This is a genomic window from Spongiactinospora sp. 9N601 (genome assembly GCF_044326295.1).
GTDB lineage: Bacteria > Actinomycetota > Actinomycetes > Streptosporangiales > Streptosporangiaceae > Spongiactinospora > Spongiactinospora gelatinilytica.
In genome coordinates this window covers 33,508-52,910 of sequence record NZ_JBIRBB010000010.1, presented here as the reverse complement: position 1 = coordinate 52,910, position 19,403 = coordinate 33,508, and the positions used below count along the sequence as shown (strand labels likewise).

10 protein-coding genes and 1 pseudogene are annotated in these 19,403 nt (G+C 74.4%); 6 read left to right on the top strand and 5 right to left on the bottom strand.

The annotated features are described in order from the left end of the window. Nucleotides 1-39: 39 nt before the first annotated feature. Nucleotides 40-1,464: a PLP-dependent aminotransferase family protein gene (locus tag ACH34R_RS24225; protein WP_397563800.1), complete on the top strand. Its 1,425-nt coding sequence runs from the start codon at nucleotides 40-42 to the stop codon at nucleotides 1,462-1,464. Nucleotides 1,465-1,468: 4 nt separating this feature from the next. Here the strand turns inward: ACH34R_RS24225 and ACH34R_RS24220 are convergent, their stop codons facing one another. Continuing rightward, the gene (locus tag ACH34R_RS24220) at nucleotides 1,469-2,446 is read right to left on the bottom strand and encodes an LLM class flavin-dependent oxidoreductase (protein ID WP_397563799.1); all 978 of its coding nucleotides are present in this window, start codon (nucleotides 2,444-2,446) and stop codon (nucleotides 1,469-1,471) included. 63 nt (nucleotides 2,447-2,509) lie between these two features. Between ACH34R_RS24220 and ACH34R_RS24215 the strand changes: the two genes are divergently transcribed. Then, nucleotides 2,510-3,205 carry a Mut7-C RNAse domain-containing protein gene (locus tag ACH34R_RS24215; RefSeq protein WP_397563798.1) on the top strand — a complete coding sequence of 232 codons (696 nt, stop codon included), beginning with the start codon at nucleotides 2,510-2,512 and terminating at the stop codon, nucleotides 3,203-3,205. A gap of 10 nt (nucleotides 3,206-3,215) precedes the next feature. Here ACH34R_RS24215 and ACH34R_RS24210 read toward each other — a convergent pair whose 3' ends face one another. From ACH34R_RS24210 to ACH34R_RS24200, 3 genes are read right to left on the bottom strand one after another with little or no spacing between them, the layout of a single operon-like run. After that, the gene (locus ACH34R_RS24210) at nucleotides 3,216-3,587 is read right to left on the bottom strand and encodes a VOC family protein (protein ID WP_397563797.1); all 372 of its coding nucleotides are present in this window, start codon (nucleotides 3,585-3,587) and stop codon (nucleotides 3,216-3,218) included. 20 nt (nucleotides 3,588-3,607) lie between these two features. Beyond that, on the bottom strand, nucleotides 3,608-4,528 hold the full coding sequence (locus ACH34R_RS24205; RefSeq protein WP_397563796.1) for a DUF5996 family protein: 921 nt from the start codon (nucleotides 4,526-4,528) through the stop codon (nucleotides 3,608-3,610). A gap of 44 nt (nucleotides 4,529-4,572) precedes the next feature. Beyond that, entirely contained in the window at nucleotides 4,573-5,154 is a 582-nt protein-coding gene (locus ACH34R_RS24200; protein WP_397563795.1) for a TIGR03086 family metal-binding protein, read from the bottom strand. Nucleotides 5,155-5,218: 64 nt separating this feature from the next. On the opposite strand from ACH34R_RS24200, the gene ACH34R_RS24195 reads away from it, so the two are divergent. Further along, nucleotides 5,219-5,962, top strand: a complete 744-nt coding sequence (locus tag ACH34R_RS24195; protein WP_397563794.1) for a DUF6597 domain-containing transcriptional factor — start codon at nucleotides 5,219-5,221, stop codon at nucleotides 5,960-5,962. A 331-nt stretch (nucleotides 5,963-6,293) separates the two neighbouring features. On the opposite strand, the gene ACH34R_RS24190 is transcribed toward ACH34R_RS24195, so the two are convergent. Then, nucleotides 6,294-7,526 carry a C39 family peptidase gene (locus tag ACH34R_RS24190; protein ID WP_397563793.1) on the bottom strand — a complete coding sequence of 411 codons (1,233 nt, stop codon included), beginning with the start codon at nucleotides 7,524-7,526 and terminating at the stop codon, nucleotides 6,294-6,296. A gap of 437 nt (nucleotides 7,527-7,963) precedes the next feature. Between ACH34R_RS24190 and ACH34R_RS24185 the strand changes: the two are divergent. The 3 genes and pseudogenes from ACH34R_RS24185 to ACH34R_RS24175 all read left to right on the top strand — a co-directional run bounded on the left by ACH34R_RS24185 (nucleotide 7,964) and on the right by ACH34R_RS24175 (nucleotide 19,400). Next, a pseudogene (locus ACH34R_RS24185) lies at nucleotides 7,964-8,570 on the top strand (SAM-dependent methyltransferase). Nucleotides 8,571-8,823: 253 nt separating this feature from the next. After that, nucleotides 8,824-17,400 carry a hypothetical protein gene (locus ACH34R_RS24180; RefSeq protein ID WP_397563792.1) on the top strand — a complete coding sequence of 2,859 codons (8,577 nt, stop codon included), beginning with the start codon at nucleotides 8,824-8,826 and terminating at the stop codon, nucleotides 17,398-17,400. Further along, the gene (locus tag ACH34R_RS24175) at nucleotides 17,397-19,400 is read left to right on the top strand and encodes an MBL fold metallo-hydrolase (RefSeq protein ID WP_397563791.1); all 2,004 of its coding nucleotides are present in this window, start codon (nucleotides 17,397-17,399) and stop codon (nucleotides 19,398-19,400) included. Before ACH34R_RS24180 ends, ACH34R_RS24175 begins: the two co-directional genes overlap by 4 nt. Nucleotides 19,401-19,403: the final 3 nt, after the last annotated feature.

Here is a 19,403-nt window from a genome sequence, read left to right as displayed (position 1 = left end):
GCATAAGGGCCAATGGAAGCCAAGTCGATTGGGCCAATAGTGGACATCCATATCAGCCTGGACGGGCCCGGCGACCTGGCGGCGCGCATCTACCGCGGCATCCAGGACGCCATTTTGGACGGCAGGCTGCGTCCGGGTGAGCGCCTGCCGCCGACCAGGACACTGGCCCGCGGGCTCGATGTGTCGCGCAACACGGCCTCGGTGGCCTACGAACGGCTGACGGCCGAGGGCTTCCTGGTCGCCAGGGTGGGCGCGGGCACGTTCGTGAGCGACCGGCACATCCCGCCCGCCCGGCCCGCGGGCCCGCCGTACGGCGGCGCGGTGCGTCCCCGCCCACCGTGGCGCGACCTGGACCCGGTCACCGAGGACCCGGCGGAGGCCCCCTACGACTTCCGGGTCGGCGTCCCGGACGCCGGTCTGTTCCCGCTGGCCACCTGGCGGCGGCTGATCGCGGGCGAACTGCGCGCCCGGGCGGTGACCGCCGGCTACCACGACGCCGCCGGTCACCCCGGGCTGCGGCAGGCCATCGCCCGTTACGTCGGGGTCGCCCGGTCGGTCCGCGCCCGTCCCGACGACGTGCTGCTCACCCAGGGCGCGCAGCAGGCACTCGACCTCATCGGCCGGGTGCTGATCGCCCCCGGCGACCGGGTGGCCGTGGAGGAGCCCGGCTATCCCCCGGCGCGGATGCTGTTCGCGGCCATGGGCGCGCGGGTGACCGGCGTGCCGGTGGACGACCAGGGCCTGGTGGTGGCCGCGCTCCCGCCCGGCGTACGACTGGTGTACGTCACGCCGTCGCACCAGTTCCCGCTGGGGGTCCCGATGTCCCTGGAACGGCGGGCCGCGCTGCTGGACTGGGCCGCCCGGCACGACGCGGTGATCGTGGAGGACGACTACGACAGCGAGTTCCGCTTCTCCGAGCGACCGCTCGCGCCGTTGCAGAGCCTGGACCGCACCGGCCGGGTCCTCTACGTCGGCACCTTCTCCAAGACCCTGCTGCCGATGCTGCGCCTCGGCTTCCTGGTCGCGCCGGCCTCGCTGCGCACCGCCCTGCGGGCCGCCAAACGGCTGGCCGACTGGCACGGCGACCCCATCGCGCAGGCCGCGCTGGCCCGGTTCATCGACGACGGCGAGCTGCCCCGCCACATCCGCAGGGCGACCCGCGCCTACGCGGCCCGGCACGAGCTGATCGTCGCGGCGCTCCGCGGTGAGCTGGCCGAGTGGCTGACCCCGATGCCCTCGACGGCCGGGCTGCACGTCTGCGCGCGGCTCAATCCCGGCGTGCCCGCTTTCCTCGGCGAGGTCCGGGCGCGGGCGCGGCGGCTCGGCGTCGCCGTCGAGCCGCTGGCCGGATACTACGCCGGGGAGCCCGAGCACGGCCTGGTGCTCGGCTACGGCGCGATCCCGGCCGAACGCGTCCCCGAGGGCCTGCGCCGGCTGCGCCGCGCCTTCGCGGAGGCGGGGTGAGCCCTCAGGCGGCCAGGGGCAGTTCGCGGGCGATGGCGGCCAGGCGGGTGTAGGAGTCGAGCCGCCGCTCGTGGTCGTAGGTGTTCATGGTGACCAGCACCTCATCGGCGCCGGTACGCGCCACCAGGCCGGACAGCTCGGCCGCCACCTCGTCCTCGGTGCCGTGGACCTGGCCCTCCAGCGCCTCCTCGAAGTAGCCGCGCTCCCTGGCGTCCATCGCCCTGGCAAGGACGTCGCCCGGCGGGGCCAGCGGCGGGAACTCCCCCCTGGTCCGCGAGTAGGCGGTGGACCACGCCTCGGGCACCAGGAGTTCCTGCGCCTCGGCGGCGGTACCGGCCACCGCGACGGTCGCCGCCACCACCACGTACGGACGGCCCGCGACGGTGGCACGGTACCGGTCGATCGCGGGCCGCATGCGCTCCTCCCGCCCGCCGATGACCAGCGGCAGCCCCAGCTGGGCGGCGATGTCCGCGCCGCTGCCCATGGCCAGGATGAAGGCGGGCACCCGCAGCCCCTCGGCGGGCCAGGCGTGTACGCCGGGATGGCGGGGCGTGCCGCCGGCGAAGTAGCCGAGCAGCTCCGACACCTGGGCGGCGAAGTCGCCGGTCTCCTCCTTGCCGTGGCCGAGCGCCCGCCGTACGCCCTCGGTGAAGCCCACCGACCGCCCGAGTCCCATGTCGATGCGCCCCGGGTGGAGCGACTCCAGCACCCCGAACTGCTCGGCGACCACCAGCGGGCGGTGGTTGGGCAGCATCACGCCGCCGGTGCCCACCCTGATCCGCGAGGTCGCCCCGGCCACCGCGGCGGCCAGCACGGTGGGCGCGGAACCCGCCACGCCGGGCACGCTGTGGTGCTCCGATACCCAGAAGCGGTGGTAGCCCAGCCGTTCGGCGGCGCGGGCGAACCGCACGGTGTCGCGCAGCGCCTCCGCGTGCCCCTGCCCCGTTCGGACCAGCGATCGGTCCAGGATCGAAATGCGCATCACCTTCGGTGTAACACCGCGAGGTTCGCGGCGGTTCCCGGGGGTTTGGGCGATGCTGGGTAGATGGTGTCGTTGCGCTTCGACGAAGAACTGCGGGTGTTCCTGGCCACCGGGCGGCGCGGCGGAGACGTCAGCGTGCCCGCCGACGGCACCTCCACGCTCGGGCACCTGGTGGAGGCGGCGGGGGTGCCGCTGACCGAGGTGGGTTCGATGCGGGTGGACGGGCGGGACGAACCGCCGTCCTACCGGCCAGGCGGCGGGGAGACCGTCGAGGTGGGGCCGGTGCGCAGGCCGCAGCGGGTGGAGTCGGCGGGGTTCCTGCTGGACGTGCACCTGGGCACGCTCGCGCGGCGGCTGCGGGTGCTCGGCGTGGACACCGCCTACCACAACGACAGCGACGACGACGAGCTGATCGAGCAGGCCAACGCCGAGCGGCGGGTGCTGCTCACCCGCGACCGCGGCCTGCTGCGCCGCAGGAGGCTGTGGGCGGGCGCGTACGTGCGCGGTGAGCGGCCCGACGACCAGCTCGCCGACGTGCTCGACCGGTTCGCCCCGGATCTCGCCCCCTGGACCCGCTGCACGGCGTGCAACGGGCTGCTCGAACCCGTCGCCAAGGAGGACGTGGCGCACCTGCTGGAGCCGGGCACCCGCCGGGAGTACGACTCGTTCGCCCGCTGCCGGGCGTGCGGGCGCGCCTACTGGCCGGGCGCGCACCGCCCGCACCTGTCGGCGATCGTGCGCCGCGCCGGAGGCCGCTGAACCGGCCCGGTCACCTCTCCTGGAGCACCGACAGCACGTTGCCCGCCGGGTCCTTGAACCACGCGATGTACGGCCCGCCGGCCCGCATCACCCCGCGTTCGTCCTGTTCCATGCCCGGATAGCGCTCGAAGGTGACGCCCCGCGCGGTCAGCTCGTCTATGGCCGCCTCGATGTCATCGACCGGGAAGTTGAGGATGGTGAAGGTCGCCGGGGTGTGGCCGGGCTTGGGGTAGATCAGCACATTCGCCCCCGAGCCGAGGCGCAGGGTGAGCAGGCCGTACTCCTCGGAGACGTCGAGCCCCAGCGTCTCGCCGTAGAAACGGCGGGCCTGCTCGATGTCGTTCACGGAAAATCCACTGAACGCGTTGGTGTTCTTGAACATGCTTCCCCATTATTCGGTAGTCAGTGCGGATGCGCACGACGATTCGGATCATCTTCAAGCGACTCGCGGTCCCAGTGGCCGAGGTCGGCCGCCGCCGCGTAGGTGTCCTGGAGGAAGTCGAGCACGGCCTGGCCGGGGTCGCGCGCGGTCCGGGCGGCCTCGTAGGGCAGTACGAACTCGCCCAGGTCGGTGCTGTAGTAGGCGGCCTGCGGGCGTACCGGGAAGTCGGCGTAGCCCTCCGGCTCCGGGTAGGCGTAGGAGTAGAATGCGCCCTCCTCGCCGCCGCCGGGGAAGAAGCCGCAACTGCTCAGCTCGTGGGTGTAGCCCTCGACCATCACCCAGTCGCCGACGTTGGGCGCGCCGCCGGGGTGCTTGGGCGCGGTACGGCCGGAAAAGCGCGTGCAGGCGAGGTCCATCGCGCCCCAGAACAGATGGACCGGGCTCACCTTGCCGATGAAGTAGGACCGGAACTCGCTGAGCACCCGGTGGGCCTGGACGAGCTGGAGCCAGAAGAGATGCGCCTGGCCGGGGTCGTAGGAGCAGTGCTGGTAGTCCTCGGCGAACGGGATGGCGGGCTCGACCTCGGTGGGGCGGGGCATGATCCGCACGTCCAGGCCGAGTTCGTGCAGCGCGTTCATGGTCTCGGTGTAGAACACGGCCACGGGCATCGCCTCAAGGCCGATGTCACGGGCCCGCCCGTCGCCCGCCCGGATGCGCAGCAGGTGATCGCACAGATCGAACTCGATGTCGAAGACGCGGGTGCCGTACGGGATGGCGGAGGTGGTCAGGCCCCGGGCGCTGACGTACAGCGGGACCTGCCACCAGTGGTTCACCATCGGCGCCTGGGCCAGGCGGACCTTGCCGACGACCTGGGCCCACATGTGCAGCGTGTCGCGCGTGGGGCTCCACTCCTCGACCCGCAGACTCGGCCACTCCTCCATAGCGCACCCCATTCCCCCACGTCAGGGGGCATAACCAGGAAGCGTCACGGCGTCCAGGAGGGGTCGCGCCCGGTCAGCCCGAGCACCCGGTCGAGCGGCGGCGATCCGTCCGGCACCGGGACCTCCGGGCCGTAGACGCCCATCTCCCTGCCCATGGCGGCGGTCTTGGCGACCTCCTCGTGCGCGTAGGCCAGCAGGGCGGCGTCCCAGGTGGCCGGCCTGCCGGCGGCCCGCGCCAGGTCCCAGCCGTGGACCAGGAACTCCACCACGACCATGCCGCCGACCATCGCGGCGGGCAGCTCGGTGGGGCCGCCCATGTGGGTCGTGCCCGTCCAGGCGGCGGGGTCGTCCCAGGCCGTGGCCGTACGGCCGACCTGGGCCACGAGATCGGCGGCCCAGTCGCCGCCGGTCAGGTCGAGTTCGCCCTCGGTCGCGGCGGGCGGCGGCACGGTCTCCTTGCGCGCGGCCCCCTCCAGGGAGGGCCCCCAGAAGAGCAGGTGGTGGACCAGCGCGCGTACGTCGAAGTCGGCGCACGGGGTGGGCGCGGTGAGATGGTCGGGCTTGAGGTCGCGGATGATGTCGATCAGGGTACGGCCCGCTGCTGCGACCGGTAGTGCGTCAGACATGGGGTCCAGGCTAGGGGCCGCCACCTGGGGAGGTATTGAACAAACGCGACATAATCTGTGCGGTATGACCAGGGACGTACGCGAGCTGGACGGTGCCTGGCGGCGGTTCCAGAGCCACGCCTATCCGAGCCCGTCGGCGGATCTGGCGGAGTACGTCGCCCGGTACTGGGCGGTGTCCTGGGATTACGAGGAGCCGTACCGGCAGCTCATCGTGCCCTACCCGAACGTCCACCTGACCTTCCGCGACGGGGTCGCGCGGGTGCAGGGCGTCGTTCCCGGCCACCAGATCAAGGTGCTGCACGGCAGGGGGCAGGTGTTCGGCGTGGCGTTCCGGCCCGGCCGTTTCCGGCCTTTCCTGCGCGTCCCGGTCTCCTCGATCACCGGCCGCACGATCGACGCCCGCCAGATCTTCCCCGGCGACCCGCCCGACCCGCCCGACGTCCCGGCCGTCGAGGACTTCCTGCGCGCCCATCGGCCCGCTCCCGACCCGCAGTCCGACCGCGCCGCCCACGCCGTCGACCGGATCATCGCCGACCCCGCCATCACCAGGGTCGCCACCCTCGCCCACCACCTCGGCACCAACGTACGCACCTTGCAACGCCTCTTCGCCGACCACGTCGGCATCGGCCCCAAATGGGTCATCCGCCGCTACCGCCTGCACGAGGTCACCGAACGCCTGGCCACCGGCACCCCCATCGACTGGCCCGCCCTCGCCACCGACCTCGGCTACGCCGACCAGGCCCACTTCACCCGCGACTTCAAGTCCATGTTCGGCGAATCCCCCACCCACTACGCCGAACGCTACTGACCGGCGATTCGAGGGATCGAGGGATCGAGGGATCGAGGAGTTCGCCGGGTACTTCTGCGGATGATGGCCCGGCGGCTGCGAATGGGCGGATCGGAATGGCCGAAGGCACGAGGCCGGCCCATCCGCGACAGCGGTCATATTGACTTTTGATCGACCGTCTGCTCACTCTTCGCTCGGGCCCCCGGCCGGGATTAGCCCGAAATGACGACACCCGCGCTCCGGCGCGGTACTGCATGCCGGAATAAATGCTGATAATTCACGCATTTGACGGAATTTAGCAAGAAAGAGCCCATGGCCTGTCACGTCGGTGGCGTGACAGGCCGAGGCGGGGTTACCAGTTGGCCGGGAGGCCGGGGGTGGGCGGAGGGAGCTTGTGGCCTTTGGGGTGGATGATGTAGCTGATTCCGCCGCTGCTGGTGCTGCGGAGCCAGACGTTCTCGAAGGCGGCGCGGGGGTAGACGCGGCGGACGGCGGGGTTGTCCGGGGAGGCCGGGTCGTTGGCGATCACGTCGCCGGTGGCGGTGAAGCCGATGACGACCATCAGGTGGCCGTCGGTGCCGTACCCGGCGCCCGGCAGTTCGTGGGCCTGGAAGGACTGCGAGGTCACCACCGGGATGCCGGCCTTGATGAGTTTTTCCAGCTCGGTCAGTGAGCGCAGCCTGGTGACGAAGCCGGACAGGCCGAACCGGCCCGCGTAGGCGGTGTTGAACGGCCAGTTGCCCGCGCCCTGGTAGGTGTAGTCGTAGGTGTGCCTGGCGGCGTAGTCGACCTCGGGGTCGGGGTCGGTGGGATCGACCCAGGAGGTGTCCCGCTCGCTCGGCCACTTGTGCCAGCGGCCGAGGACCATGGTCGTGGACGTGGGGCTGCACCACGCCTCGCCGCCGCCGTCCCATTCGGGGTAGTGCCCCTCGTGGACGTTCTGCGACCGGCGCGGTACGTCGAGTTCGACGCCCCACGCGCCGCCGCCCGGGCTGACCGGCACGCTCGCGCGGTCCGGTACGGCGGACGCCATCGCGCCGAGCGCGGTCACGACCGGCCCCCGCGACTGGCCCGGCTTGCGGTAGAGGGTGACGCGCAACTGGTAGGAGTCGATCGGCCTGCCCTTGGCGGCGACGAACGTGTCCACCGCCACGGTGCCGTCGGCGTCGCCCTGGCCGCGTACGGACGTGCGCTGGATGTCCGCGTCGCCGTACGCCCAGCGGCCGAGGACGTACCACTTGGTGTCGGGGGTGGTGCCGCGCATGTCCACCTGGATCCAGGTGCCCGCCGGGGTGTCGGCGGTCCAGGAGGCGACGAGTTCGGTGGCGGCGAACCCGACGGCCCGGCCGGAGCCGGTCCAGCGGGCGTACTCCCAGGTCTTGGCGCCCAGCGCGTCGGTGTAGGTGACGGTGCCCACGGCCTTGCCGAAGCGCAGCGCGCCGCCGGCGGCGGAGGTGCCCTCCTGGGTGCCCGTGGGGAAGGCGGCCCGTTGGTAGACGACTTCGGGGATCTGCGCGGGGGCCCTCGCGGCGGCGGCGCCCGTTACCGGGCCCGTCACCGGAGCCGCGACGAGGACCAATGACATGAGCGCTACGGTCAGCTTTCGCATGTGACCTCACTTAGGGGCTCGACGCGGGGAATGTAGTTCGCCGGTCGGGCGCGCACATCGGAGATGTTACGTATCGCGCGCGGAACCCGGGCCACTCTGGCGAAGTTCCGCACTTTCCCGATTTCCGGACATCCCCTTTGTCATGGCCGCCGAGCTCCTATTCTCATGAAAGGCTGTCGGCGATCATGGATTCCCCTCATCCCCGGAAGGACCGACCACCATGGCCGACGCCGGCGACCCGCCCCCGGACTCGACCCGACCGTCCGCACACCGCCGGGTCTGGAACCACTGGCTGGGCGGCAAGGACGACCACGCCCCCGACCGGGCGGTCGGCGAGCGGATCCGCCAGGTGATCCCGTACATCGCCGAGTCGGCCGCGCCGACCGGATGTCCTCGGCCGGGCCGTCCGCCACCTGGCGGGCGAGGCGGGCATCCGGCAGTTCCTGGACCTGGGCACCGGCCTGCCCACCGCCGGCAACACGCACGAGATCGCGCAGCGCGTCGCCCCCGAGCCGCGGATCGTGTGCGTGGACAACGACCCACTCGTACTCACCACGCCCGCGCCCTCCTCGTCGGCACCCCCGAGGGCCGGACCGACTACCTCCACGCCGACGTACGCGATCCCGGCGCGGTGATCGAGGCGGCCGGGGCGACCCTGGACTTCTCCAGGCCGGCGGCGATCACGATGCTCGGCATCCTCGACTTCGTCACCGGCGGCGAGGAGGCCGACGCGATCGTGCGCCGGTTCTGGGCGCGGTGTCCTCGGGCGGCCATCTCGCCATCGCCCACGCCACCGACGAGGTCAGCGCGGAGGCGGCGCGCGAGGCCGTCCGGATCGGCAACGAGGCGGGAGTGGCCGAAATCCGCCTGCGCGGGAAGGACCGGCTCGCCGCGTTCTTCGACGGGCTGGAACCGCTGCCACCCGGGGTGGTCTCATGCTCCCGGTGGCGTCCCGAGGAGTCGCGGTTCGGGGTTCCGGATGAGGTTTATCAGTTCTGCGGGCTTGCCGGAATGCGGTGACGCGGGTGGGAGTGCGCTACTGTGTGACACGGTATGCAGGTTACGGGCGGGCCGTAATATCGAAACGTGACCGCACTTTATCTCTAAGTACGCTTGTATTGCCAAATACGGCCCCGCTTTTATTCTGACATCGTGAGGGCCGCCTTCTATTGGATAAGACTTCCCAAGTACAGTGCCTCTTCCTGCTTTAAGAAGGATTCACGACCTTCTGCCCTTACGATGTGGGTGGCATTGTGCTAGGCGGAGGTATCTGATGGTTCGATACACTTTGGGGAAGGAAGACAAGGGCGGCCCGCGCGATCCCGTGCCACTGGGAGCCGTCGGCGTCCTTCCTGCCTTCGCCGATGTCGGCATAGTGCTCGCCGAGGCGGTGGGGAGGATCACCCCCGACGACTTACTCTCCGCTGATCACGGATACACTCAAACGGACAGAAAGCAGATCCTCGCCCATGTCCGGCTGCGCGACATGCGCTCGATCAGCAAAATGGCCGCGACCAGTCTTACCCGGGCACTGCGCGGAAGTGACAAGAAAAGGGGCTCTTCACTTATCTGTGCACTGAGTACCCGCTTTAGCCGTGGCTTCGACAACTCCGATGGACTCTCAGCAGAGACCTGCGTCAACCTCCTGCGCGCGAACACGGCGGCCGGGGCGCTGGCCGAGGCGCCGCAGATCGCCGAGGCGCTGACGAGCCTGGACGGGCTCACCGGCAACTTCATCGACCTGGTGCTGATCGACATCTTTCGGCACGACCACGCGCTGTCGGGGCTGGCGCTCGCCCTGCTGCTCTCTTCCACCGAGCGGATGGCCCCGCAGGCCGCCGACGTGCTCCGCACGGCGTGGGACCAGTTGCGGGAGGGCCAGTCCAGGCTGCCCGAGGTACCGATCTCGCTGACCGAACTTCGCGCCATCGCCGCGGCGGAGGCGAACGCGGCTGCGGAAGCGAACGCGGCTGCGGAAGCGAACGCGGCGGCGGCCAAGGCGGCGGCGGCGGCCAAGGCGGCGGCGGTTGCGGTGCAGGCCGTCGCCCCGCCCGCCAAGGCGGCGGCCGTGGGCAACGGCACGGCGCCCGCCGTGGCGGCGGAGCCGGAACCCCGCCCGCCGGCCGCGCCTGCTGCCGCCGAGGCCGCGTTCGATGGGACCGCGTTCGACGAGTTGCGCGCGGGTCTGGAACGGTTGCGCGCGTCGTTCGCCGCGGCGGCCGATTCGGCCGAGCGGGTACGGCAGGCGTACGCCGACCAGCGCCGCCCGGCCCAGCACGACCTGAGCGCGCTCAACGGGCTCGCCGGTGAGTTCGACGACCTGCGCGCCCGCGTCGAGGCGGCGTGCGGCGGCCAGGTCGCCGAGGCCAGCGCCGACGCCCTGGAAGAGGTCCTGGACCAGGCCGCGATCGCCCATCTCCGGCGGCACCGGGTACGCGCCCTGGCCGAGGTCGCCGGGCCTTCGGTGCTGGAGACACTGCTTTCGGAGGTACGCGAGGGGGCGCTGGTGGGCGCGCCCGGCCTGGAGACCCTGGCCGACCTGATCAGCCTGGGCGGCGACCCGGACGCCTTCCTGGAGAGGTTCAGCTTGCAGGAACGCTTCCGGCAGGAGGCCCCGGACCATTGGGCGCCGGTCGCGGGCGCCGCCGCCGAGGGCCTGCTCACCCTGCCCGACCCACCGCCACGCCCACCCTCCCCGCGGCCCCCGGCCCCACGCCCACCCGCGGACGAGCCGAGCGCCACCCCGCCACCCCCGGGGCGACTCGCCACAGACCACCCCGGAGGCCACCGGACCGCCGCCCTACCGGCTCCCGTCCCCCGGGCCGCCGACCGGCTTTCCCCAGCCCGGCCCACCAGCGGCCCCACCGAGGCCGGCCACCCGAGCATCACCCCAGGCACGCCCGGCCTACAGGCCGACGACCGGCCCAACGCCAACCTGCCGGCCCCCGGCCGAGCCACGACCGGCCCCGCCACAGCGGGCCTACCGGCCACCGGCCGACCCGCCTCGGAGCAGGCTGTCACCGCTACGACCAGGGCGGACCTCGTAGCCGACGGCCAGCCGCCGGCCGACCCGCGGGCCACCGGCCGACCCGCCAGCGGTCCGACCGAGACCGGCCTCCCTGCTCCGGCCCCCCGCGAGGCCGACCAACGGGCCGCCGACCACCCCGCCATGGGCCTGCCCAACACGAACCCCCCGGCCGACGGCCCCTACACCCCCGGACTGCGTGCTGACGGCCCGGCTGTCCCGGGCCGGCCCAACGCCAACCTGTCGGCCCCCGGCCACCCAACGGCCGGCCAGCCGGAGGCAGGCGGCCCCACCAGCGGCCCCGCCACAGCGGCGCTTCCGGCCGACCGCCAGGCGGGCACCGGCCTGCCCGACCTCAACCCGCCGGTCGCCGGCCAACCCCCCGCCGGTCGTCCCGAGGCCGACCCACCAGCCACCACCGGCCACCCCGCCCCCGGCCAGCCCACCAGCGGCCTGCCGACCACCGACCCGCGTACGCCCGCCCTCCCGGCCAACGACCCGGCCACCCCGGGCCAACCCAACACCGGCCCCCCGGCCGCCGACCCGCGTACGCCCGCCCTCCCGGCCAACGACCCGGCCACCACGAACCAACCCAACACCGGCCCCCCGGCCGCCGACCCGCGTACGCCCGGCCTCGCGGCCAACGCCCCGGCCACCACGAACCAACCCAACACCGGCCCCCCAGCGAGCGGCCACCCGGGCACCGACCCGCGTACGCCCGCCCTCCCGGCCAACGACCCGGCCACCCCGGGCCAACCCAACACCGGCCCCCCAGCGAGCGGCCACCCGGGCACCGACCCGCGTACGCCCGCCCTCCCGGCCAACGACCCGGCCACCACGAACCGACCCAACACCGGCCACCCGGCGAGCGGCCACCCGGCCGACGTCCAGCCCACCAGCGACCCCGCCGCAACCGGCCACCCGGGCACCGACCCGCGCATGCCCGACCCACCGGCCGACAACCCGGCCACCACGAACCGACCCAACACCGGCCACCCGGCGAGCGGCCACCCGGCCGACGTCCGGCCCACCAGCGACCCCGCCGCAACCGGCCACCCGGGCACCGACCCGCGCATGCCCGACCCACCGGCCGACAACCCGGCCACCACGGGCCAGCCCAACACCGGCCACCCGGCGAGCGGCCACCCGGCCGACGTCCGGCCCACCAGCGACCCCGCCGCAACCGGCCTCCAGGGCACCGGCCCGGGTACGCCCGGGATACCCGCCGATGGCCGGCCCGCGGGCGGCTCCGCCTCAGCAGGGCTGACGGGCACCGGCCACCCGACCGCCGGACCCGCAGGGGGCCCAGTGGGCGGTGGGCAGGGCGACAGTGGTCGGCCCTCCGCCGCTCCGCCCGGGGCCGACCCGGCGGCTGGTGGCCAGGCGGCCAAGGGCGGCGGTGACGGGTTCGGGGATCTCACTGATCTCGATGCCTTCCTTGAGGAGGTCTACTTCGAGCGGCAAGCGCCCCCCCGTACCGAACGCGTCAAGAGGGGAGCCTCCGGGCATGGCGAGGACCTGCCAGGTCCGGAGGCGGCGGCGGTCGGGGAGCGGCAGGACGACGGTACGGCGCCCGAGAAACCCGGCCGAACCCGTCCAAGCGGGCAGTCAAATGCCACCGCACCAGGCGAGAAGGCCCCCGACGACCCCGAAGCCCCGCAAGACTCCCCACCGGCCGACCCCCGCGCGGGCGGTCACGCCGAGGCTCGAAATCAAGGCACCGGAGCGACCTCCGGCCCCCGGGACCACCCCAGAGCACGGGACCGGGACGCCGGGGGAAGGCCCGGTCGAGCAGCGGAGCGAGATCCACGACCAGGCGGGGGGACGCTCGATCGCCCGGCCGGGCGGGACGAGCGGGCGGCGGACACAACGAGCGCGGGAGTCGCCGCCGAGACGGGGGACGGGTGGGAGGCCGCGGAGGCGCGCGCACTGGAGGGCGGGCGCTTCGCGGCGGCGGCCTGGCTGCGGGAGGCGGCGGGCCGACCGGCGGCCGAGGCGGCGGCGCGGCGGTGCGCCGCGGTGGCCGGGGAGATGAGCGAGTTCGGCGGACGGTTGTCGGCGGCGTTCGCCGAGGCGGCGGGCGCGGTCTCGCTGAAGGCGCTGGCCGATGACGCCGCGGGGCGGCTGCTCGCCTGGGGCGCCGCCGTACGGGCCGGACTGATCCATCCGACGCCGCAGATCGCCCACCTGCTGGACGACCTCGCCCCCGCGCTCTCGCCGTACCCGCGGCTGGCCAGGCTCGGCGCGGCGTTCGCCAGGACCGCGCACGCCGGGGCCTACCTGGTCCCCGGCCTTTCCGGCCGGATGCGCGACGCCGCCCGAGCCGAGGCCGCCCAGCAGGCCGCCGCCGCGGAGGCGGGCCGGTTCCTGGCGGAGAGCCCGACGCAGACGATCAAGTACGCGCTGGCCACCGAGGTGTGGAAGACCCTCCTCCAGGACGACGAACCGCTCGGCGCGCTGCTCGCCCTGGCCGCGCGCAACGACTGCGCCAAGGTACGGCGGGCCGCCGCGGAGCTTGAGCGGCTGCGCACCGGCGACACCGTGGACCGGATGATCGACGACACGGCCAAGACCCGCCGCGCGAACCGGCCGGGTGGCCGCATCCACTCGGGGGCCCGCGCCAAGCTGGTGGACAAGATCGGCAAGGGCCTCGACCTGGTGGACGCCTGGGTGACGGCGACCCGCGAGGTGACGGCGCTGCACGCGGCCGACGCCGAGGTGTCCTGGGTCCTCAAGCCACTGGACGACCTGCGCGGCGTGGTCACCGAGCACCGCGCGGAGGCCGAGGCGGAGCTGGCCGCGCTGGCCGGTGTACCCGATCCGCTGACGGCCGCCGCCGCGCGCGGTACGACGGCCCTGGTCGCCGACACGATCCGGCTGCTGGACGGCGGTCCGGTGCCCGGCGCCGAGCCCGCCGCCGCCCATCTGCTCAACGGCGACCTGCTGCTCTGCGCGTCGCTGCCGCTGGAGCCCGGTACGCTCGCCCCCCGCACCCCGCCGCCGCCCGCCGCGCTCATCCCGCTGTGCGCGCACCCGCCCACCGACGAGGAGTGGCGGGCCGCGTTCCACGCCCGCGCCCGGCTCGGCGACCACGAGGGCACCGCCTCGCTGCTGGCCGTACTCGGCGTACGGAACCGCCGGCTGGCCGAGGAACTGCGCCAGCACCGCGACAAGCTGGTGGACGAGGCCAGGCACGACCGCAGCGACCGGATCGAGGCCATCTCCGACCTGCTCGCCCGGTGGCGGGACGACGGCGTACTGCCCGGGGCGGCGGCGGCCCGGTTCGCTGCGATGGTCGCGGCGCTGGGCGACGACGGCAGGGACGACTTCGGCGCGATCGCCAAGGCGCTCGCCGACGTGGAGCGGGAGGCGCGGACGATCCGCGCCGCCGAGATCGCCGGCACGCTCGACCGGCTCACCGAACTCGCCGAGCGGCACGCCACGGTGGCCGCGGGGGCGGCGCGGATCAGCGCGTTCGCCGAGGCGGGCGACCTCACCACGGCCCGCGAACTGCTGGCGCGGGCCTGCGAGGGACGGCCGCCGCCGGAGCCGCCGGACGCGATCGACCACCTGGAGCGGTTCTTCCCGCGTTTCCCGCAGGCTTTTGAGCACGCGTACGGGCGCAAGCGCGGCGCGGAGGCCGCGATGTGGCCGCGGCTGCTCGCCGACGCGCTGCGCGCCGGTACGGCTCCCGCCGACCCGGCGCTCGCGTCCCTGCTCGAACGCTGCGGCCTCGCCCCCGCCGAGCTGCCCGCCGCCCGCCGCGAGGAGTCGGCCCAGGGCCTGCTCGGGTGGCACGCCCTGGCCAAGGGGCCGAAGGCGGCGGCCGACCTCACCGCACAGGTGGCGGCGGCACTCCGGGTGATCGGCCTGACGGGCGAGCCGGACGGCCCGCCACGCGTGGAACAGAACCGCGCCTGGATCACCCTCACCGAGGTCCACACCACCGACGATTCCCCGGTCCCCGCCTTCGGTTCCCGGATGAGCCCACCGCCCGCCGGTGCCGGCCCCTCCGGCACGCCTCCGGCGGGCCGGCCGGGCGGCGAGCACGACTGCGCCCCGATCCCCCCTGCGGGGGACCGAACCACCGGCGGGCCGCGGACGACCCCGCCGCATGAAGAGCCGAACCACGGCCCGATCGACCGGGCCGGAGCCGGCGTCTCCGGGGAGCCGCCCGTGGCCGGCCCGGCGGGCCGGCCGGGCGGTGAACGCGACTGCGCCCCGATCACCCCGGCGGGGGACCGAACGACCCCGCCGCAAAAGGGACAGAAGCATGGGGCCTCCGTCGCGTTGCCGGTGGCGGACGTCGGGGACCGGATGAGTCCGCCGCGCACCGGGCAGGAGCGCGGCCGGAGCATCCCGGCCGACATCCGCGCCGCAGGCGCGATCGGCCTGGTGGGCGAGCCGGGTGGAGACCAGGACCACGGCTGGAGGAGCCCGGCCGGTGGCACGGGGCGGCGGTTGCGGGTGTTGCTGGTCTGGCGGGTTCAGCCGCAGCAGGTCGCCGACCTGGTGAAGGGCCAGCCGGGTGACCAGACCGTGCTGGTGTTGTGCTTCGGCGTGCTGTCGCCCGAGCAGCGGCATCGGATGGCCGCCGCCTGCCGTACCGGGCAGGGGCCGGTGGCCGGGGTGGTCGATGACGCGGCGCTGGGCTACCTGGCCTGCCTGCCCGGGCCGAGCTGGGCCGCCGCGGTGGGCCTGCTCGCGCCGTTCGGTTCGGCGAACCCGTACGCCGCCGCGGGCCACGCGCCCCCCGAGATGTTCTACGGCCGCGCGGCGCAGCTCGCCGCGGTGACCGGCGGCACCGGCCCCTGCCTGGTGCATGGCGGGCGGCGGCTCGGCAAGTCCGCCCTGCTCCGCCAGGCCGGACGGCAGGCCCGCCGGACGGCCCCGGACACCGTGGTCGTCTCGGCCTCCATCCGGCAGGTCGGCACGGTGCTGCCCGCCGCCGCGCTGTGGCCCGCGCTCGCCGCGGCCCTCGCCGACGCCGGGCTGCCGCCCGCGCACGACCGGACACCGGCCGGGGTCCGCCGCCTGATCGGCGAGTGGATCGAGGAAGACCCGGCCAGGCGGATGCTGATCCTGCTGGACGACGCCGAGGGGTTCCTGGCGGCAGACGCGCGGCAAACGTCGGCGAACGTGGCCGCGCTCGCCGACCTGATGGAGGAGAGCGGCCACCGCGTGCGGGTGGTCTTCGCCGGCCCCGGGCACCCGGGCCGGTTCCAGGGCGAGGCGGTCGCGGTCGGCCCGCTCGACCCGCAGGACGCCTTCGACCTGCTCACCCGCCCGCTGGCGGCGCTGGGGCTGCGGCTCGGCCCCGAGGCGGCGGCCCGGGTGGTCACCGAGGCGAACAACGCCCCCGGGCTGATCCGGCTGTTCGCCGACGCGCTGCTGTGCCGGGCGCGGCGGGCCCCGGTGGCACGTACGACGCTGCCGTACGCGGTCACCCGGGAGGACGTGACGGCGGTCTGGCTGGACCTTCGGGCCGCGCCGGGGTACCGTGACCGGCTGGAACGGGCGCTCGGCCTCGCCGGGCGATGCAAGGTGATCGTCTACGCGATGGCGTTCCACGCGCTGGACGCGGGGACCGACGCCACCCTCACCACGGACGAGCTGCGCGCCGCGTGCGAGGAGTGGTGGCCGGAGGGCTTCGCCGGGGCGGGCGGTGACTTCCCGGCGCTGCTGGAGGAGTGCGTGGGCCTGGGCATGCTGGCCGCCGACGGCGACGGGTTCCGGCTGCGCACGCCGTACATCCTGACCCTGCTGGGCGGCGCGGGCCAGATCGAGGCGGTGCTCGAAGGGGGCTTCGGGGCCCCTGCGGGCTTCGACCCCGACTCCGTCCGGGCACCCGGCCCTGACGGCCGGGACCGCTCGCCGCTGACCGGCGGCCAGGTGGCCCGGCTGCTGCGCCCGGGCGGCGGGCTGCGCCTGGTCACGGGCTCGGCGGCGCTGCGCATCGACCGGGTGCCCGCCGCCCTGGCGGACGCCGCCGTACGGCACGGCCCGGGGCGGGTGTGGCGGGTCGGCGACGGCCTGCCGCTCGCCGAGGCACTGCGCCGCGCGGGCGAGGGCGCCGGGCACGACCTCGTGCTGGCCGAACTGACCGGACGTACGCCGCAAGAGGTGACCGCGCTCGCCGAGGCACTGCGCCACGCGGGCGAGGGCACCGGACACGACCTCGCGCCGGCCGGACGTACGCCGCAGGAGGCGACCGGGCCGGGCACGCCGGCCGTGGTGCTGGTCGCGACGCCGGAGCACGCCGTACTCTGGCCCGCCCTGGCCCGCCAGGCGGGAGGGGCCGGGCAGGTGATCGGGTTACGCCGGTTCGACCGGCGGGCGCTCGCGCGGTGGGCGGACGAGGACGACATCGGCCTGCCCGGCGAGGCGGACCGGCAGGCCGTGCTCGCGGTCACCGGCGGCTGGCCGGCGCTGGTCGGCGACGTGGTGAAGGGCCTGATGGAGGGCGAGGGCGAGCGCGCACTGGCGGCCTGCCGTACCCGGCTGGAGCGGTCTCCGGAGGCGTTCGTGCGTTCCACGGGCGTGCTGTCCGGCGCGGCCGTCGCCGCGGCGTGGCGGCTGCTGGCCGCGCAGACCGAGATCGCCGACAGCGCCGAGACGCTGGCCGGGCTGCTCGCGCTGGCGGGCGCGGACGAACCGGGCCATCCGCTGTCGGAGGCGGCGCTGCGCGCCGAGGGCCACTCCTCCACCGCCGACCTGGTCGAGGTGCTGCGGATGCTGGGGGCGCTGTCGCCGGGCCCGGACGGCCGGCTGGAGCGCGAAGAGGTGCTGGCCGCCGCCACCCGGAGGCTGGGGCCGGCGGGGTGACTTCCGATCTCCTCCTGCCGGTGCTGCACGCCGCCGCCAAGGTGGTGTTGTCGCGTCCCGCCCTGGCCGAGAAGGGGCACGACGTGGAGCGGTTCGCCGCCGACAACCGGGAGATGCTGCTCGACGCGCTGGTCAAGGTGCCGGAACTGCGCGGACGGGTCCGTGCCGAGCTGCGCATCCGCCGCGACCAGCCGGACGCCCAGGCCCTGGCCACGCTGGTGCTCGCCGACGACGACGAGGTGGTGCGCGCCGCGCTGCGGCTGTCCGAGCACCTGGTGAGGGAGAGCCGCACCCAGCAGGTACGGCTGCGCCGCCACCAGGAGAAGCTGAGCGAGCTGCGGAGCAGGCTGGAGCGGGCCAACGGCCGCCACGAGCACACCCTGACCGGGCTGCGCACCACGAGCGCGGCCCTGGCCGACGCCGACAAGCGCGCCGAGGAGCTGGACATCCAGGTCTCGGCGTTGCAGCGGCGGCTGGGCGACCCGCGCACGGCGGCCTCCAGCCTGCTGGCCGCGTTGCAGGGCCATTCGGCCACCGAGCCGGCCGCGCTGCTCGAACGGGCCGCCGGGGCGGCCGGGATCTCCTCGCTGGAGCTGGTCACGGCCATCCAGGCGATCGTGTCCCCGCCGCAGGAGATCGCTGGCGATCGGGTGTCGGTCGTGCGCGAGCGCGCGCTGCGGGTGACGCCGCTGGGCGGGGACACCGAGATCGGCGGCTCGTGTGTGCTGGTGGAGGCGGGCGGCACCCGGCTGCTGGTGGACGCGGGGCTGCGTCCCGGCGATCCGGCGCGCCCGCCCCGCGACATCGACCGGGCGCTCACCGGGCCGATCGACGCGGCGGTCGTCACCCACGCGCACACCGACCACTGCGGGTACATCCCGGCGCTGGTCGAGCGCTTCCCGGGGCTGCGGGTGATCGCGACCCCGGCCACGGTCCAGCTCATGCCGGCGATGTGGGCCGACTCGGCCAAGCTGATGATCCGCCGCGAGCGCACCTACCGGCAGTGGGGCGCGGACGGCGCGACGGCCCTGTACGGGCGGGCCGCGGTCGAGGAGGCCGCGCAGCGCTGCGAGGAGGTCCCGTACGGCAGGCCCCGGCAGGTCGGCGAGGTCACCCTGGAGCTGTTCCCGGCCGGTCACATCCTGGGCGCGGCCGGGGTCGTGGTACGCGCGGGCGACCAGCGGGTGGCGATATCCGGCGACATATCGGGATTCAACCAGCGGACCGTGGACGGCTACCAGATCCCCGAGTCCGCCCGCGAGGCCGACCTGCTGGTGCTGGAGTCCACCTGCTGCGCCGAGACCCACGGGCCGCGCGATGGCCGGGTGAACGACCTGGTCAAGGCGGTCGGCGACATCCACGCGGCGGGCGGGCGGGTGCTCATCCCGGCCTTCGCGCTGGGCCGTGCCCAGGAGATCGCGCTGATCCTCCAGGACCGGCTGCCGCACGTACCGGTGCTGCTCGACGGCATGGCGGCCGACGTGGCGGCGGCGTTCGAGCGGGTCACCGCCGACGGGCCCGCGCCGCTGCGCATCTTCCAGGGCTCGGTGTCGCGCGCCGACCGGCCGGCCGACCTGGATCGGTTCGCCTCGGGGGTGGTGATCACCACGTCCGGCATGATGACCGGCGGCCCGGCCGTGCAGTGGGCGGCGCGCATCCTGCCCGAGCCCAACGGCGCGCTGTTCCTGTCCGGCTACCAGGACGAGGAGTCCGGCGGGGCGCGGCTGCTGCGGCTGGCGGAGGACGGCGCGGCGTCGCTGACCCTCGACGACAACGGCGTGGAGCGCAAGGTGCCGATCCGGGCCAGGATCGAGATGATGCGGCTTTCGGCGCACGCCGACAAGCGCGGGCTGCTCGACATCGCCGACGAGGTCGCGGCCCGGGAGGTGATGCTGGTCCATGGGTTCTCGGCGCGGCAGCGGGAGTTCGCCAAGATCCTCAGTGTGCGGCGGCACTCTCCGGTGGCCTCCGGGGTGTGGGGAGAGCAGCGCCAGAGGTGAGAG

Bases quoted from the DNA above. Each gene is read 5' to 3' on its own strand.
- ACH34R_RS24220 (WP_397563799.1), bottom strand. From the start codon at position 2,446: ATGCGCATTTCGATCCTGGACCGATCGCTGGTCCGAACGGGGCAGGGG.
- ACH34R_RS24215 (WP_397563798.1), top strand. From the start codon at position 2,510: ATGGTGTCGTTGCGCTTCGACGAAGAACTGCGGGTGTTCCTGGCCACC.
- ACH34R_RS24210 (WP_397563797.1), bottom strand. From the start codon at position 3,587: ATGTTCAAGAACACCAACGCGTTCAGTGGATTTTCCGTGAACGACATC.
- ACH34R_RS24205 (WP_397563796.1), bottom strand. From the start codon at position 4,528: ATGGAGGAGTGGCCGAGTCTGCGGGTCGAGGAGTGGAGCCCCACGCGC.
- ACH34R_RS24200 (WP_397563795.1), bottom strand. From the start codon at position 5,154: ATGTCTGACGCACTACCGGTCGCAGCAGCGGGCCGTACCCTGATCGAC.
- ACH34R_RS24195 (WP_397563794.1), top strand. From the start codon at position 5,219: ATGACCAGGGACGTACGCGAGCTGGACGGTGCCTGGCGGCGGTTCCAG.
- ACH34R_RS24190 (WP_397563793.1), bottom strand. From the start codon at position 7,526: ATGTCATTGGTCCTCGTCGCGGCTCCGGTGACGGGCCCGGTAACGGGC.
- ACH34R_RS24180 (WP_397563792.1), top strand. From the start codon at position 8,824: ATGGTTCGATACACTTTGGGGAAGGAAGACAAGGGCGGCCCGCGCGAT.